This window comes from Mesorhizobium sp. M1322, assembly GCF_040318085.1.
Classification (GTDB): Bacteria; Pseudomonadota; Alphaproteobacteria; order Rhizobiales; family Rhizobiaceae; genus Mesorhizobium.
The window spans coordinates 1-14,727 of sequence record NZ_JAMYLP010000013.1; the positions used below are offsets into that span (position 1 = coordinate 1).

The 14,727-nt window shown below is 58.8% G+C and carries 12 protein-coding genes, 1 tRNA gene and 3 pseudogenes; 3 read left to right on the forward strand and 13 right to left on the reverse strand.

Annotated elements, in window-relative coordinates; translation table 11 throughout:
- Nucleotides 1-305: transposase (locus NKH12_RS07480; protein ID WP_352952562.1), on the reverse strand; the 305-nt coding region annotated here is incomplete at its 3' end.
- 378 nt (nucleotides 306-683) lie between these two features.
- On the opposite strand from NKH12_RS07480, the gene NKH12_RS07485 reads away from it, so the two are divergent.
- Nucleotides 684-1,046: a hypothetical protein gene (locus NKH12_RS07485; protein ID WP_352952563.1), complete on the forward strand. Its 363-nt coding sequence runs from the start codon at nucleotides 684-686 to the stop codon at nucleotides 1,044-1,046.
- A 239-nt stretch (nucleotides 1,047-1,285) separates the two neighbouring features.
- On the opposite strand, the gene NKH12_RS07490 is transcribed toward NKH12_RS07485, so the two are convergent.
- Nucleotides 1,286-1,996 carry an SIMPL domain-containing protein gene (locus NKH12_RS07490; protein WP_095491648.1) on the reverse strand — a complete coding sequence of 237 codons (711 nt, stop codon included), beginning with the start codon at nucleotides 1,994-1,996 and terminating at the stop codon, nucleotides 1,286-1,288.
- 238 nt (nucleotides 1,997-2,234) lie between these two features.
- On the opposite strand from NKH12_RS07490, the gene NKH12_RS07495 reads away from it, so the two are divergent.
- Nucleotides 2,235-2,310 (forward strand) — tRNA-Ile (locus NKH12_RS07495).
- Nucleotides 2,311-2,331: 21 nt separating this feature from the next.
- Here NKH12_RS07495 and NKH12_RS07500 read toward each other — a convergent pair.
- From NKH12_RS07500 to NKH12_RS07515, 4 genes are all read right to left on the reverse strand, one after another.
- Nucleotides 2,332-3,549, reverse strand: a complete 1,218-nt coding sequence (locus NKH12_RS07500) for a tyrosine-type recombinase/integrase (RefSeq protein WP_352503903.1) — start codon at nucleotides 3,547-3,549, stop codon at nucleotides 2,332-2,334.
- A 667-nt stretch (nucleotides 3,550-4,216) separates the two neighbouring features.
- The gene (locus NKH12_RS07505) at nucleotides 4,217-5,530 is read right to left on the reverse strand and encodes an HlyD family type I secretion periplasmic adaptor subunit (RefSeq protein ID WP_352586905.1); all 1,314 of its coding nucleotides are present in this window, start codon (nucleotides 5,528-5,530) and stop codon (nucleotides 4,217-4,219) included.
- Nucleotides 5,505-7,274: a type I secretion system permease/ATPase gene (locus tag NKH12_RS07510; protein WP_352952602.1), complete on the reverse strand. Its 1,770-nt coding sequence runs from the start codon at nucleotides 7,272-7,274 to the stop codon at nucleotides 5,505-5,507. The genes NKH12_RS07505 and NKH12_RS07510 overlap by 26 nt, the downstream gene beginning before the upstream one ends.
- Nucleotides 7,275-7,670: 396 nt before the next feature.
- On the reverse strand, nucleotides 7,671-8,471 hold the full coding sequence (locus NKH12_RS07515) for a M10 family metallopeptidase C-terminal domain-containing protein (RefSeq protein ID WP_352548198.1): 801 nt from the start codon (nucleotides 8,469-8,471) through the stop codon (nucleotides 7,671-7,673).
- Nucleotides 8,472-8,910: 439 nt separating this feature from the next.
- Between NKH12_RS07515 and NKH12_RS07520 the strand changes: the two are divergent.
- Nucleotides 8,911-9,291 (forward strand): annotated as a pseudogene (locus NKH12_RS07520) (transposase domain-containing protein); the annotation flags it as partial.
- 77 nt (nucleotides 9,292-9,368) lie between these two features.
- On the opposite strand, the pseudogene NKH12_RS07525 reads toward NKH12_RS07520, so the two are convergent.
- The 7 genes and pseudogenes from NKH12_RS07525 to nodC all read right to left on the reverse strand — a co-directional run.
- Nucleotides 9,369-9,635, reverse strand: a pseudogene (locus tag NKH12_RS07525) (hypothetical protein); the annotation flags it as partial.
- A gap of 31 nt (nucleotides 9,636-9,666) precedes the next feature.
- On the reverse strand, nucleotides 9,667-10,617 hold the full coding sequence (locus tag NKH12_RS07530; RefSeq protein WP_352548199.1) for a LysR family transcriptional regulator: 951 nt from the start codon (nucleotides 10,615-10,617) through the stop codon (nucleotides 9,667-9,669).
- Between the two features lie 67 nt (nucleotides 10,618-10,684).
- Nucleotides 10,685-11,473: an ABC transporter permease gene (locus tag NKH12_RS07535; protein ID WP_352548201.1), complete on the reverse strand. Its 789-nt coding sequence runs from the start codon at nucleotides 11,471-11,473 to the stop codon at nucleotides 10,685-10,687.
- Nucleotides 11,474-11,476: 3 nt separating this feature from the next.
- Nucleotides 11,477-12,388: a nodulation factor ABC transporter ATP-binding protein NodI gene (gene nodI / locus NKH12_RS07540; protein WP_023719311.1), complete on the reverse strand. Its 912-nt coding sequence runs from the start codon at nucleotides 12,386-12,388 to the stop codon at nucleotides 11,477-11,479.
- 43 nt (nucleotides 12,389-12,431) lie between these two features.
- A pseudogene (locus NKH12_RS07545) lies at nucleotides 12,432-12,677 on the reverse strand (carbamoyltransferase N-terminal domain-containing protein); the annotation flags it as partial.
- Between the two features lie 35 nt (nucleotides 12,678-12,712).
- A complete protein-coding gene (gene nodS / locus NKH12_RS07550; protein ID WP_352952603.1) occupies nucleotides 12,713-13,309 on the reverse strand; it encodes a nodulation methyltransferase NodS in 597 nt (198 codons plus the stop codon).
- Nucleotides 13,310-13,389: 80 nt separating this feature from the next.
- The gene (gene nodC, locus NKH12_RS07555; RefSeq protein ID WP_352952564.1) at nucleotides 13,390-14,715 is read right to left on the reverse strand and encodes a chitooligosaccharide synthase NodC; all 1,326 of its coding nucleotides are present in this window, start codon (nucleotides 14,713-14,715) and stop codon (nucleotides 13,390-13,392) included.
- Nucleotides 14,716-14,727: the final 12 nt, after the last annotated feature.

Consider the following 14,727-nt stretch of genomic DNA (forward strand, 5'->3'; position numbering starts at 1 on the left):
CGGACGATGGTGGAATCGATGATTAGATATTCGAAGTCCGGATCATCGGACATCGCCTCGAAGATGCGCCACCAGATACCCTTGCTGCTCCACCGACTGAAGCGGCGGAATACGCTGTTCCAATCGCCGAATACATCGGGAAGATCGCGCCAGGGAGAGCCCGTTCGCACAATCCATAGGACCGCCTCGACGAACATCCGATTATCGCGGCCCGTCGAGCCCTTCTGATCAGGACGCCCGATGATCAGCGGCGACATCCTATCCCACGCCGCGTCACTCAATATCAACCGATCCATTACACCCAAGGCTGCCTCCAAAAGCAGTCTTGAATCATGCTACGGTCAAAAAGGGAATCCTAAGAGTCCACACCACCTAGGGGGCCTCTAGCCAGGGCCCGGAACCGGCTGCGCGACAGGGCGTTTCTATCCAGATTGCTCAAAACCGGCTAGATTGTTCAGAACCGGTAAGATCGTTCGGAACCGGAAAGCGGAGAAAACTGCGAAATTACCTCTTGTTGCCACATGAACCCAACATGAACGGCTGGTTCGAAAAAAATTCAGATACGCAGGCGCATTCTCCTCCCCATCGGTTCGACCAAGACACATTAGTTCGATCAAGACACACCGGTTCGATCAAGACCACCGGTTTCGATCAAGACAGGCACTGAACAAGGAGAGAAGACAATGTTCAACACGATCAAGACGGCGGCCCTTTCGGCGCTTATCGGGCTCGGCACGCTTGCCGCTATCCCCGCCACTGCCCAGGCAGACAGCATCTATCTCGGCTTCGGCAATAACGACGATCCGCGCGTCGGCGTCTATACCGGCGACGACGATGGTTTCTATCGCGAACGCCGCCGCGAACGCGACTGGCGCCGGTCCTGCTCGCCGAACCGTGCCCTCAATAAAGCAGAGCGCATGGGTCTGCGCCGCGCCCGAATTATCGACGTCAGCCGCCGCTCGGTGAAAGTCGCGGGCCGCCAGTACGGTGACCGCGTGGTGATCGTGTTCGCCAATGAACGCGGCTGCCCGGTTATCTACCGGTAAACGTTCGGCACGTTGCCGACCGGCAACGGCCTGCTTGGCAGCATGACCTTCTGCGAAGGTCAGCTTGGGACATGATCTTCTGCGAAGGTCAGTCCGGAGACACGACCTTCTGCGAAGGTCGGTCTGGAGTAGCGGAGCCCCTTTCCGCCATGACGGAAGGGTGCGGCTCAAAAAAACCCCGGAGGGTCAGTCCTCCGGGGTTTTTTGATGCAGCAAGGGCCGAACCGCTCAGGCGGCGGTCACTTCAACTCGAAAGTGACAGTGACCTGCACCGTGTAGGAATTCTCGCCGGCCTGTACCGGAACCGATTCGCGGGCCGCGTCGAAGGCCTTGGCGTTCATCGGTATCGGCGGCGGCGCGACGTTCTGGTCGGTGATTTCCAGCACCCGTCCGATGCTGACGCCGGCGGCTTCAGCCAGCGTCTTTGCCTTGGCCATGGCGTCGGCGACCGCCTTCTTGCGGGCTTCGGTGAGAGTTGCAGCCGGATCCTCGTTGGAAAACGAGATGCCGCCGCCCTGGTTGACGCCGAGCGATACCGCCTTGTCGAGAATCTCGCCGGTTTTGTCGATATCGCGGATTCGCACCGAAAGCGTGTTGGTCACCTGATAGGCGATGAGTTCGGCTTCCTGGCTGCCGTCCGGCTTGTTAGTGTAGTTGTAGCGCGGGCTGATCTGGATGCCGGCTGTCTGCAGGTCGCGCTCCTTGATGCCAGCCGACTTCATAGCGGCGATCACGGAGGCCATGGCGTCGTTGTTGGCATCGAGCGCGGCACGCGCAGTCTTTGCCTCGCGCATGACGCTGAGCGTCAGCAGCGCCAGATCGGGGGCCGCAGTCGCTTCGCCTTCGCCGGTGACGACGATACGGGGCGGGGGCGGCGAATCGGTCGCGCCGGCCATCGCCGGAAACGCGATTGCGGCGGCGAGCGCCAAGGGCAAAAGATGTCTGGTCATAAAAATCTCCTCGGTCTGCGATCCAGTCGCGCTTGTCGACTACCGCATCGCCCCAAGAATCGGAATCGATTTCGGAAAGCACGATGCGTAGATTCAAAGCGTTAGAGCGTACTTTGCGCGTCTAAGTGGACGCACGTCGCTCTAATGTCTGAATATGGGCTGATTTGGGACGATCTCGGCCAGCCAGTTCGGAAAGCCTTGTGCGATTCGGGGAAAAACATTAATCCAGCCGCGTGTGGGGCCTGTAGCTCAATGGTTAGAGCCGGCGGCTCATAACCGCTTGGTTGGGGGTTCGAGTCCCTCCGGGCCCACCATTGGCTTTTGTCGCCGTTGATTTAATTGGATTTTTTGGCGATTTTTGTCCCACCTCTTTCAACCCCCTCAGAAAGTGGGACAATTTTGTTCTCTTTTCGATCGATAACCAGCAGGTATTTCGCCGCTCTCGCTACCTTGCGGCGACGCGCTTTCTTGATGTAGTGGTCGGGCTGCTGGTACGTAGTCCACCCATATATCGCCTTCAGTTGCTCGTGCGTCGCGCCGTTCTCAGCGGCGATCGTCGCGCCGGCCTTGCGAATTCCATGAGCACTGCAGTGCGGCAGCTCAGCTTGATCACACCACTGGCGCATCTTGTTGCCCAGACCGTTCTCCGAGAACGGGCGACCATACTCATTGACCAGGAAGGTCATCTGGTCGGAGGGCGTGTGCTCAAGTTCCGCCTCTAGTTCGGGCAGAAGCGGGAGCTCCACCAACACCGCATCCTTGTTACGACTGGTCTTCCCAGGCTTAATTCTGATCCACTTCTCCCACTGCTCGGTCTCCTCGTTGTAGACGAGCGTGATGTGCTGTCGACCGAAGATCGCGACGTCGGACAATCGCAGGCCAGTAAACATGAAGATCGAGAGCGCACGTCTGGCTGCGGTACCCAGCGGATGCCGCTTCTCATATTGAACGATCTCCGACACGTCCCATGGGTGCCAGCCGTCGCCGCTCTTTAGCCGTCTGATGCCGCGGGCGGGATTGGAGTCGACGCCCGGAATCTCTGTGTCCTTTGCCCACTCAAACATCGCGCTGATGGCTTTTACGATATTGTTTGCCGCGCCAAGGGCGTCGAGCCTGGTGTCCCTGATCTCCTTAACATGAGACCGTTTCATACCGGCGAATGGCAGAGATCCCTTGGTGGGATACTGAGGATCCGGGTCACCTTCGAGGGGATGAGGTAATTCGCATACGCGCTCCAGAATTGCTCGTCGGCGCGCCATAGTGTCTTGGGTGATTTCCGTGCCGCCCCGACGGTAATACTCCTGGCAAAGCCACAGCAACGTGCCTTTCTTCGCGGGCTCGGAAGGCTTGGGGAGGCGCCGGCAAATCTCGGGAAGAGTGCCGGGCCGAACATAAGTGACCTCGGCGCGCGCGCACCGCAGTTCCTCGAGGAACTCGTCGCTGCCGGTCGGTTCACGGAGCCGGACCTTCTTCCGACCCGGTGCGCGAAAATAGTACCGATCATTGCCGTGGCGATCAGTGTCCTTCACTACGCCCTTAAGATCGATTTTCACGGGCTCATCCGTCATGTTCGTGGTTTTCGATCCCAAGGATTGTCTAGTGGCGGCGAATCTTCGTCAAGCTTTGGTGCTCCTCCGATTTGGCGGTGAGGGAGCTTTCGAAAGGCCAATACAAGTTCCTCGACGTCCCAAACAATGCGCCCTTTGCTCGGCATTCGTGGCTGCGGCATCCGGCCGTCCTGGACCATTTCATCAAAGGTCGTTGAGCTTACGCCGATGAACGTCGCAGCCTGCTCGCGATTGATTCCTACCGGCGGGAGCGAGGGCGGCAAGACGCTCGGGGTGCGTAGCATCGGTTTAGCGCGTTGAAAGCGCGTTTTTGACGCCTGCCTGTCTTCCTATGTACCTGTCCGAATATTGCAGACGCTCAATCATGTCCTGGCCCTGTGCTTGCAGGCTCACCCTAGGTCTCCAGACCTAGGATCGCTCAAGACACCGGACTCTTTTCCAGCCTTTGTGTACGATGATGGGTATCTTAATGCGCTCGAGGCCAAGAACTGAATGGTCGGCGACTTGGAAGGGCAAAATGACCGCGGAACCACGAATCTGAGTCAGAGGCGGTCCAACTGAGGAAAGTATGGCTGTGTTTCAGACGGTTATGACTCTCATGCATGCGTAACAACCAACAAGAATACAAACAAAATATTTCTGTGGATTACTTTCATTCCTCGTGGAATGCGCGACTGATTTGGTCCGACAGCGGCTTCACAAAATAAGAAAGCGCCGTACGCTCGCCCGTCTGGATCATCGCTTCGGCCGGCATGCCGGGCACGAGCGTCAGGTCCTTGAGCTTCGTCAGTTCCGCATGCGGAACCGACAGACGCACCAGGTAATACGAAACGCCGTTTTTTTCGTCCGTCGCCAGATCGGCTGCGATCCGGCTGACATATCCGTTCAATACCGGCGTGGTCCTCAGATTGAAGGCTGACATCCGCAGCACGGCCTTGTGACCAAGCTGGATTTGGTCGATGTCCTTCGGGGTGATTCGTGCTTCAAGCGCAAGATCGTCGCCTTCCGGCACGATTAGCATAATCGGATCGGCCGGCGTGATCACTCCTCCGACCGTATGAATTGCGAGTTGTTGAATGGCGCCTGACTGCGGCGCGACAATATCGATCCGTCGCAGTTCCTGTTCAGCCGCCACCTTGCGCTCAACATACTCCCCAACCTGCGCCTGAACCTCTCTGAGCTCCTGGCCGACTTCCGTCTTGAAATCCGGATCCATCTGCAGGATCTGCAGGCGCGTTTCGGCTATGCGGGCTGCCGTCTGTGCCTGATGTGCAATCTTCTCACCGCGTTCGCCGCCGAAAGTGGCAACCTGCGTCTTCAGACTGTTCAAGCGTTGGTCCGAGACAATGCCTTGGTCGCGCAGCCCACTCAAGGCAGCAATTTCCTTTTGGAGAATCTCGGTGCTTTTCTCACAAGCGATTTCCTGCGCCTTGAGCCCCTCGATCTCGTGCTCATATTGAGTGATGCGTTCCGCTAGCTGCGCCTGCCTTCCATCGCGGGATTGTCTGCGGAATTCGAACAGCCGCGTCTCGCCATGTACTGCCGAAGCTACGTCCGGAACATCTCTGCGGGCGAGCAGCCAGTCCGGGAAGGCGATCTCCGCCAGATCGTCACGCTCAGCTTCGAGTCGTGCCAGGTTGGCGGCCAGCTCATCGAGCCGCTTGGTGACTACAGCGAGAGTGGCGCGCGTCTGGGTGGCGTCGAGCCGCATGAGGATGTCGCCGGCTTTTACTTTATCACCTTCGCTCACCAGGATTTCTCCCACCACCCCGCCGGTCGGGTGCTGCACCGTCTTCACATAGGAATCGACGACAAAGTGTCCGGACGCAACAACCGCGCCGGAGAGATTCGTGAAGGCCGCCCAGGCTCCGGCTCCTCCCACAAAGATCACGCTCGCCAGCAGGCCCGCCACCAGGTGCCGGCGAATGGACCTGGAAACGTCATTGTTCTGATGAATGCCGGACACCGGGATCCTCCATGTCAGCGCGCTCGTTATCCTGTGTAGACTCGATGGCCTTGACCCCAGCGCCTGATGCCATCGCTGCCCCCTTAAGGACTTTGGAAAGCGCTTCATCACGCGCACCGAATGCTCGCTGCCGTCCACCTTCCATCACCAACACCAAATCCACGGCGCGGATGGCGCTCGGCCGATGGGCAACGACAACCGCAATCCCCTTGCGCTCGCGCACGGAGGCGATCGCCTTAACGACCGCAGCCTCGCCTTCCGCATCGAGATTGGCATTGGGTTCATCCAGCACAACAAGGAAAGGGTCTCGATAAAGAGCACGGGCAAGACCGATACGCTGGCGCTGCCCGGCGGAAAGTGCCGATCCGGCCTCACCAATCGGAGTTTCGTAGCCGTGCTCAAATCGGAGGATCAGTTCGTGCGTGCCCGCTGCCTTCGCCGCGGCGACAATAGCCTCAGGGTCAGGATCGTCTTCAAAACGAGCGATGTTTTCGGCAATGGTGCCGTCGAATAGTTCAACACCTTGCGGCAAATAGCCGATATGACGGCCTAGCGCTTCCCGGTCCCATTGATCGAGGCTTGCGCTGTCGATGCGAACCTTTCCGGCGACCGGCGCCCATGCGCCGACGATGGCGCGCGAGAGTGTCGACTTGCCCGAACCCGATGCACCGATGATCCCGAGTGCGCTTCCCGCCTGAACGGCAAACGCAAGGCCGGTCACGGTCGGCTTCCTTTCGCCGGGCGGAACGATTGTCACGCCTTCGAGGCGGAGTTCGCGTTCAGGTGCAGGCATTGGCATAACAGGAGCGGTTTCAGGAACCTTTCCCAAGAGGTCCTCCAGCCGCGCCCAACCCTGGCGCGCCATGAGGAAGGGTTTCCAGCTTGAAATGGCCAGATCGACCGGAGCCAGCGCACGCCCCATCGTGATCGAACTGGCAATCATGACCCCGGCCGTAGTCTCCTGCCTGATGACAAGGTACGCGCCGACGGCAAGAATGGCCGATTGCAGCAGCACGCGCAGCGACTTTGAAATGCCACCCAGCCCACCTGCCACGTCCCCGACTTTCCGGTTGGCGGCCAGATACTTGGCATTGGCCTTGTGCCATCGGGCAGCGATCCGCTTTGCGAGACCGAGAGCTTGCACGACCTCGGCATTGCGGCGCGCTGCTTCCAGTAGACCATTGCGTACCATGTTGTGGTCAATGGTATCGCGTATCGGCCCTTGCGAGAGAGTGTTGGTAAGGAGTGTCAGAGATGTGAGACCGATCGCTCCGATAAGTGCCGTCATGCCGATCCAGAAATGAAAGAGGAAGCAAATGCCAAGATAAAGCAGCATCCATGGCAGATCGAAGAACGCTGTCGGGCCGTTTCCACCTAAGAATCCGCGAACATTGTCGAGATCGCGTAGCGGCTGCAAGCCGTCGCCCGGCATGCGCGTTAAAAGCGGAAGGCGAACGATCGCATCGTGAACGCGTCCGGAAAACTGTTCATCGAAACGCTCGCCAATCCGCAGCAGCACGCGGGCGCGCAAAACGTCGAGCAGGCATTGGAACGCATAAAGCCCTGCAGCAAGCACGACGAGCCCCACTAGCGTCGATACGCTGCCACTTGCCAGAACGCGGTCGTAGACCTGAAGCATGAACAGCGGCGAGATCAGCGCAAGCACGTTGACCACGCCGCTGATCAACAGAATTCCCCAAATAGCGGAAGTCAGAGGGAAAGGTCTCAAAGCTGAATCCTTCAAGGAATGGTTACTCACGTAGGTCTCCGTGAGGATCTGGCGACCCAGCTCCCTATATTGCTCCCCGAGCGGCAACCGACTGCATCCGCTCGCTGATTCAGGATCAGTGCTCCCGCCGAATGTGTTTGGTTTGGCATCTAATGGAGCGGGTCAACAACAACACCGTCCGGCTGAAGGTTTGGAAGGGCAACGTCATCGTGGCCGGCCGCAAGGGCCCGAACAGGCTTCCGCCTCCACGCCTTCAGGGAGATTTCGGTGTACGACCAGCGCGACGTGCAGGGCTTCGTCAAGCTGTACACGCTGCGACTGCTCCCGGGCGCCCCGGCCCATCGCAAGTAGCGGAAACGGAAAGCGCCCGCCCAGGGGGGGCGGGGCGCTGTTCCGTATGGGTTTTCTGGATCAAACGAAGGTGAAGTCCGACGCGGTCAGGCCTAGGTCGGCCACGGTGACCACACCGCCCAGGTGGGCGAACTCATGCGCGCTGTCGTCGGCGGTGACATAGGCCAGAGTTGCGACTCTGTCGGTGTAGCTGCTTTGGTAGACAATGATGTCGCCGGCGTGCTCGCCGGAGATCGCACTCGCGGCTTCAGAAGCAGAGTTGAAAGATTCGCCAGTGATTACCACGACGTGTTCGCCGTTCGCACCCGAGGCCGCACCACTGTAGAAGCTGCTCACCGGGTAGCCGGACTGTATGCTGGCGTTGTTGACGAAGTTCGCGCCAAAACCGTCGTTGTAGAGGCCCACCGCATCGAAGGCGAACTTGTCCTCCGCCGGGTTGAAATCGGTGATAGTGGTAATGTCCGGCTTCGACCCGACACTCGGGTCGACCCCAGGCACCGGATTGTGGAACTGGAACACGAACGTGTCATTGTCGGTGCCCCCGGTCAACCTATCCTGGCCGTCACCCACGTAGAGGACATCCTGGCCGGGACCGCCGCTGAGCCTGTCATTGTCCTCACCGGAGATGCGCGCGTTGAAGCGGCCGTTGTCGCCGGAGAGATCGTCCCAGCCATCTCCGCCGAAGATGCGGTCGTTACCCTTGCCGCCAATGGCTCGGTCACTGCCCTGGCCAGCCGAGATCTCGTCGTTGCCGGCACGACCGTCAATCCAGTCATTGCCCTGGAAACCCTCCATCCAATCTTCAAGCTCGGTGCCGAGGAGTGTTTCGGAATCCGGGCCACCCTCGATAATCTTTGCCATCAAAAATACTCCTAATGATGCACCCTGCCTGACGCGTTTCATATTCCTCATCGGATAATTAGAGAAATCGATTGCTTGGATAGACACACATTTACGAGATGGATGCACTCACGTTCACTTCGCCCTTCTGCTGAGCAGTTGCGGGCTCGCTGGCGGCCGGGAAGCTGGTCGCCCAAGCAATCGATCTGAAGATTCGACACTCAAACCGGACCAGGACAACACTTCGTAACGGGGCCGTCCTGGTTGGGCCCCAAACGTCTCTCTGTTTGCTCGACGCCGGCATACCCGCACCTTGAGCGCTGGACGAGGACAAGTTCCGCTGGCGGAGAACGGCGTGATCGGCTTGCCGCGCCGAAACTGATGGCGCTCGTCGAAGGCATGGACTGGACACGCGTTCGAGCCGAACGGCGACGGCGTCCGGCCGGAAGGCGGTGGCGAAGTGACTCAGGCGCAAAAGGCGGGCTTCAGGCCGTGCACAATAAGCTTCTGTCGGCGTCATGACGAGAAGCGCTTCGGCCCGTCCCCACGAAATCGATACGCTCAAGGCGATGTTCGTCGCCATGGCGGCGGAGAAGGCCAAACTGCAACAACTCCGGAGCGAAACACTCAAGGCCGAGATCGTCCGGATGGCGACACTCAACGAGCCTGCCCAGGAGCGGATCGCCGACCTTCATGGGATCGTCAAGCAGCTGGAGCGCGCCGCTTCGGTCGCAGCTCCGAGAAGCTCGAACGTGACCAGCAGGCCTTCGCCTTCGACGAAATCCAGACCGGGCTCGGCGCGATTGAGTCCGAGCTCGAGGCCGCAAGACCGACAGGCGAGCCGCGACGTGCTGCGCGACCGCGCAAGGCGTTCCCGGCGCATCTGGAGCGGGTCGAGATCGTCATCCAGCCCGAGCCATGGGGGAAGAAGCGCTCCCGCAGCCAATGGTCCAGTCCGTCAAACGCGGTCGGCCGCACAGGCTTGCGAAACGGAACAGTCCCGCCCTCGCTTAGATACCGAGGCACCGTGTTGCGCGCGCACCCGAATTCTTTCGCCCGTCGGTTCATTCCCCAGCCAAGCTCATGCAGCCGCAGCATCGCTGCCACCTCTTCATGCTGAAGGATCTGCTCTCCCTGCATCGTTCTCGACAATGCAGGAATCGCCCAATCCCAATCGCCATCCATTCCTCCTCTCATAACCGAGGGGGTCAGTTTCTCAATTCGACCGACAACTGAGACGTCCGGTGCTCTTAGGCGGGGTAATCATACGAGATGCCTCCTGCAACATCATTTCCCGCATCCATAGGCTTGCCGGATCATTATTGTGAAGCGCAGGCCATTGGACGGCCTCCGTGAATGCGGCAGGAAGTGGCGGCGGAAGTTCGACAATCCGCAGGGGTGTTAATTTTGCGAAATGCTGCGCCAGCCGTAAGGGCATTGTCCCGATGCGGTTGGTGCCTGATAGAAGGGGCGGGATCATGCTAAAGCCCTGTACGACGACCTCGATACGTCTCTCGAAACCGTTCTCGAGCAAATACCATTCCTCGATGGAGGGCTGCCGGGTGTCCCCGAATTTAAGCACAACCTGCCCCATCGACAAGTATCGGTCGAATGTAAGTGGCTCTGACAGCTGCTTGTTCGTGCCGCAGCCTACGCATACGAGCATATCTTCGAACAGGGCTGCGCGAGGATGTTTCGACATGAACACTTCCGGCATAATCAGAAAATCAACGTCGCCGCGCCGGAGAAGCTCCTCGGGGTCGTCGGAAATAAGCAGACATTCGAAGCGGACGGCGGGAGCTTCCCGCGCAGCACGCTTTACGATCTTCTTAAAAAATACGAGCGTGAGGTAATCGGAAAGGATGATGCGGAAGCGACGATCCGATCGGGCCGGGTTAAAGGCGTCCCAGGAAATAATCGACAGCTGGATGTGCAGCAATGCCTCCCGGACTGCTGTGGCGAGCCCCTCCGCGCGCGGTGTCAAAATGAGTTCGCGGCCGTTCATCGTAAATAGCTCATCGCTGAAATAGGCGCGTAACCGACCGACGGCGGCGCTCATGGCCGGCTGACTCAGGTTAATACTGCGGGCCGCGGCGGTGACTTTACGCTCCCTGATCAAAGCGTCCAGCACAACCAGGAGATTTAGATCGAGTCCCTTAAAACGCATGTATTGACCTATCCGACGCGTGGATGGGTATCGCCCAAAGAATCAATTTTACGAATGGTGAGTAGCGTCAACGCATCAGCCGACGACGAAATAGAGCAACCGATAGGAAGAACGGCAAAACCGTGTATATGCAAAGCGCGCCGATATGCAGGCCCATGCTGCCGGCCGGACGGTCAAGCATCGCCGGACGAATGAGGTCAATTGCATGTGCGAGCGGCAACAAGGAGGCGACGTCCTGAAAAGCGCCGGGCAATTGGTTGACCGGAAACATCGCGCCGCAAAGGAACAGCATGGGTGTTATAACAAGCGTATTATAAAATATGAAATATTCATAACTGGGCGCAAGCGCCGTGACGACCATCGCTAGACTCGCGAAGGCGAGGCCACTGAGAGCGATGACTGGCAGCAAGCAGAGGATGGATGGCCACGATGTGTAGCCGAGCGTGGTGGCAACAATAGTGATTGCTGTGCCCGCCATCAGGGCCTTGGTGGCTGCCCACGCCAATTCGCCGAGTAAGATATCGCCGAGCGTCAGCTGAGTGCATAGCATTCCTTCCCAGGTGCGCTGGTTGTCCATGCGGCCGAAACTCCCGTAAACCGTTTCAGCAGTCGCCGATGCCATCGCGCTTGTGGCAACCATGCCAGCCGCGAGAAACGCAATGTACGAAGTGCCCTCAATAGGACCTATCATTGTTCCGATGCCAAAGCCGAGACCGAACAGATAGATCATCGGATCGGCGAGGTTGCCGAGAACCGATGCAAGCCCGATTTTCTTCCATCCAAGATAGTTGCGGCGCCAAACCGCGACCCAATTCCACGCATTGGCGGGCATGGCCGCCGCATAACGTTCGCCCATTGTTCAGTCCTCCATCTCGCGCCCGGTTAGCCGCAAGAACACATCCTCGAGATTGGGGGGACGCTGCAGAAGGCGCAGACCCGCGCGCCCGCGTAGCTGCACCAGCACCTGCTCCGGATCGGGTGCATAGCAAAAAAGCGTCTCACCGCTCACCTCGATGCGCTGTGCGTACGGCCGGATCAGCGCACCCAGTTCATGCGGATTGCCGCCGTAGACCTCGACCACGTCACAGCCGATCTGCTCGTCAATGAGTGCGGACGGGCGGCCTTCGGCGATCTTGCGCCCCTCCTCCATAACGCACAGCCGATCGCACAGCCGCTCGGCCTCTTCCATGAAATGGGTAGTCAAAAGAATAGTCTTGCCCCGCGCCAGCAGCGATCGCAGCCGTTCCCAGATCAGGTGGCGGGCCTGCGGATCGAGGCCGGTGGTCGGCTCGTCCATCACCAGCAAGTGCGGGTCATTGATCAGCGCACGCGCGAGCGTCAGGCGCCGCTTCATGCCGCCGGACAGTTCGGCGACGCGCGCATCCGCTTTGTTCTCGAGGCGGGCGAACTCAAGCAGCGATGGTATGACCGCTTCGATCTGGCGTCTGCTCATCCGGAAGTAGCGCCCGAACACCAACAGGTTCTCGCGTACAGTGAACGCGGTATCAAGATTGTCGAACTGCGGGACCACGCCGATGCGCATACGTGCCAAACGCGCGCGCGCCGGCACTGGAGCGCCGAGCACAGTAATCTTCCCCGCATCAGGCGATGTCATGCCGAGGACCATACGCGCAATCGTGCTTTTGCCCGCACCGTTCGGTCCCAGGAGCCCGAAGCATTCCCCCGCCGCAACGCGGAACGACAGTCTGTCGACAACGAGCTTGTCATAAGTTTTGCTTACGTCAGTAAGATCGATCGCTACCATGGACATGGGTTCATTTTACCGCGAGGGACGCCAAGACTGGCGGTTGCTTGGTTGCCTGCCGGACCTGAAACTGTGACTCGTCTTCGCCATCCCAGCCGTCGATAACGAACTGATCGACATCACAAGGATTTAGCCCCTGTTCCGCCAAAGCGGCGACAATTGCGTCGAGATTATCGATGGTTTGATAACGCGGATTGTTGTGCCGCTTTTCCTGCTCAACGCAGAAGACGAGCCGTCCATCCTCGACAAGGGCGATCGCCCCATCATGGGTCAGCTTGGTACCAGAGATGCGCATAGTGTCTCCACGTTAACGGCGATAGATTCGATTGATCAGGAAGCGGAAAGCGGGTTCCGGAAACGGACGAGCAAGCAGTCTTCGTTGACCGACTCGCCCCGACACTCAAGACGCTCTACCTCGATCAACGTTTCGTTCAGCATGGCGATGACCGGCTCAGCACCAGCGGCGTGACCCCAGCGACGGCAATTAGCATCCCTTGCCGATCCGAAGATCAGATGCCCGCCTGGCGCAAGCACCCGCACCAGGTTTTTGACGGCCGCGCGCATCTCGGCTATGCCTTCGAGGTAGTATAGGACCTCCGCCACAACGATCAGGTCAAACAACTCGTCGGTCGAAAACTGTTGAACATCGGAGACTATCCAGTTGATGCGCGACGGCTCCTTTATCCGTTGACGTGCTCGAGCAATCGCTTGCGCCACCACATCGATGACGGTGAGCCCTTGGCAGTTGGGAGCTAGTTTTTCCGTGAATGCGCCGGCAGCGCACCCGACTTCGAGGGCATTTGTAATGGAGCCTTGGGCAAGCGCGAGCTGGAGCATTTGCGTGTGGCGCTCCCGCTCGAACGGATTGCCGTCGAGGCGCCACGGATCGTCTGCGGCCAATTCCCGATCGAGCAACTGATGATTCATGTTCTGGGTCAAACTCGTCCACCTCTCGTCCACCTCGGTAATTAGCGATCACTCGTCGCCGCAGATGTTGCTCGACAGCGCTAATCCCGAAGAATCCGCACAAGATTGAGCCTGCGAAGCGGAGCCGCATGCGGTGAGAATTCTGCCCTGCTTGATCCAGTGATCGGAGTTTGGGTGGGGGTCTGTTTTCCCCCAGTGTTCGATGTAGCGACAGCAGAGCTTCGCGACAGCCAATCGCTATTGCTCAATGTACACAGCGCGTAGGCCTTCAAAGGAAGTAAGAGAAAGATGTTGATGAACGTGTGCAGGGAAAAGCCCAGAAATCGAAACTGTCGAGCACGAAATGCTACCACGCTGCATCGGAGCATGGTCATGGACACAATCATCAGTCCTGTCCACCAAGGCACAGTGCCTGTCAGTGCGAAATGTGCGAGGCCCGTTAGTACCGATAGGGCGAGGAGTAGCGGCCCGAGATTCTGTCCGACCACGTCCAACGTGAGATAGCTATTGAGGCCGGGCAGCAAGCGCAGCCCAAGCAGCGTGTCCCGGAATGTGCTTCGTGCCCAACGGAGTTGTTGGCGCAGATACGGTCCGAGTCTGTTCGGAACGACTGTGGCCGCGATGGCGCCCGGAACGTACTCGGTTCGAAAGCCTGCTTTCAGCATGAGGATAGTGAGATGGCGATCCTCCCCGAAGTCGCTTGGCTTGCCCCGAAAAAATTGCGACTCGTACTGGTCCAGTAACAAAAGGAGCGCAGACCGGCGGTACATGGCACATGGGCCGCAACAGCACATAACGGCACCGAAGCGAGCCTGTGCCGCGCGCTCCTCGTTGCAAGCCAGCCAGTACTCCATGTCTATCAGCCTTGTCAGCCAGCTCTCGCTCCGGTTACTGGCAATCAACTGACCCATGACTGCGCCGACCGCTGGATCTCGCATCTTCGGTACAAGCTTGGTGATGACGTCGGACGCGAGTATCGTGTCTGAATCAACGTTAAGCACCAAATCCCCGGATGAGCGGCGTATCGCGGCGATCTGCGCCTTGCGCTTTCCAACATTCTCGGGAAGCAAAATGATGTCGAACCTAGGGTCGCGCGCGTAGGTTTCGTGGACAGTTCCTACGGCTTCGCGATTTCCAGAACCGTCATCAACCACATAGACCCGAAGTCTTCCGGCGTATTCTTGGTCTGCAATGGACGCCAGGCACTCTGAAAGCGTGCGCGGATCCTCGTTGAAGCAGGGGACGATGACATCCACGCTGGGCAGTTGATCGGAGCCGACGAGATCCTCCAACGCCGATGAGTCGTTTGTCGGCAGAGCATAAATCCCCTGCATGCTCTTATAAGCAGTCGAGAGCAGTGCATAAAGCGAAATGGCCACAGTGCTGGTTGTACCAAGAAGAGTCATGGGATCTCGTTT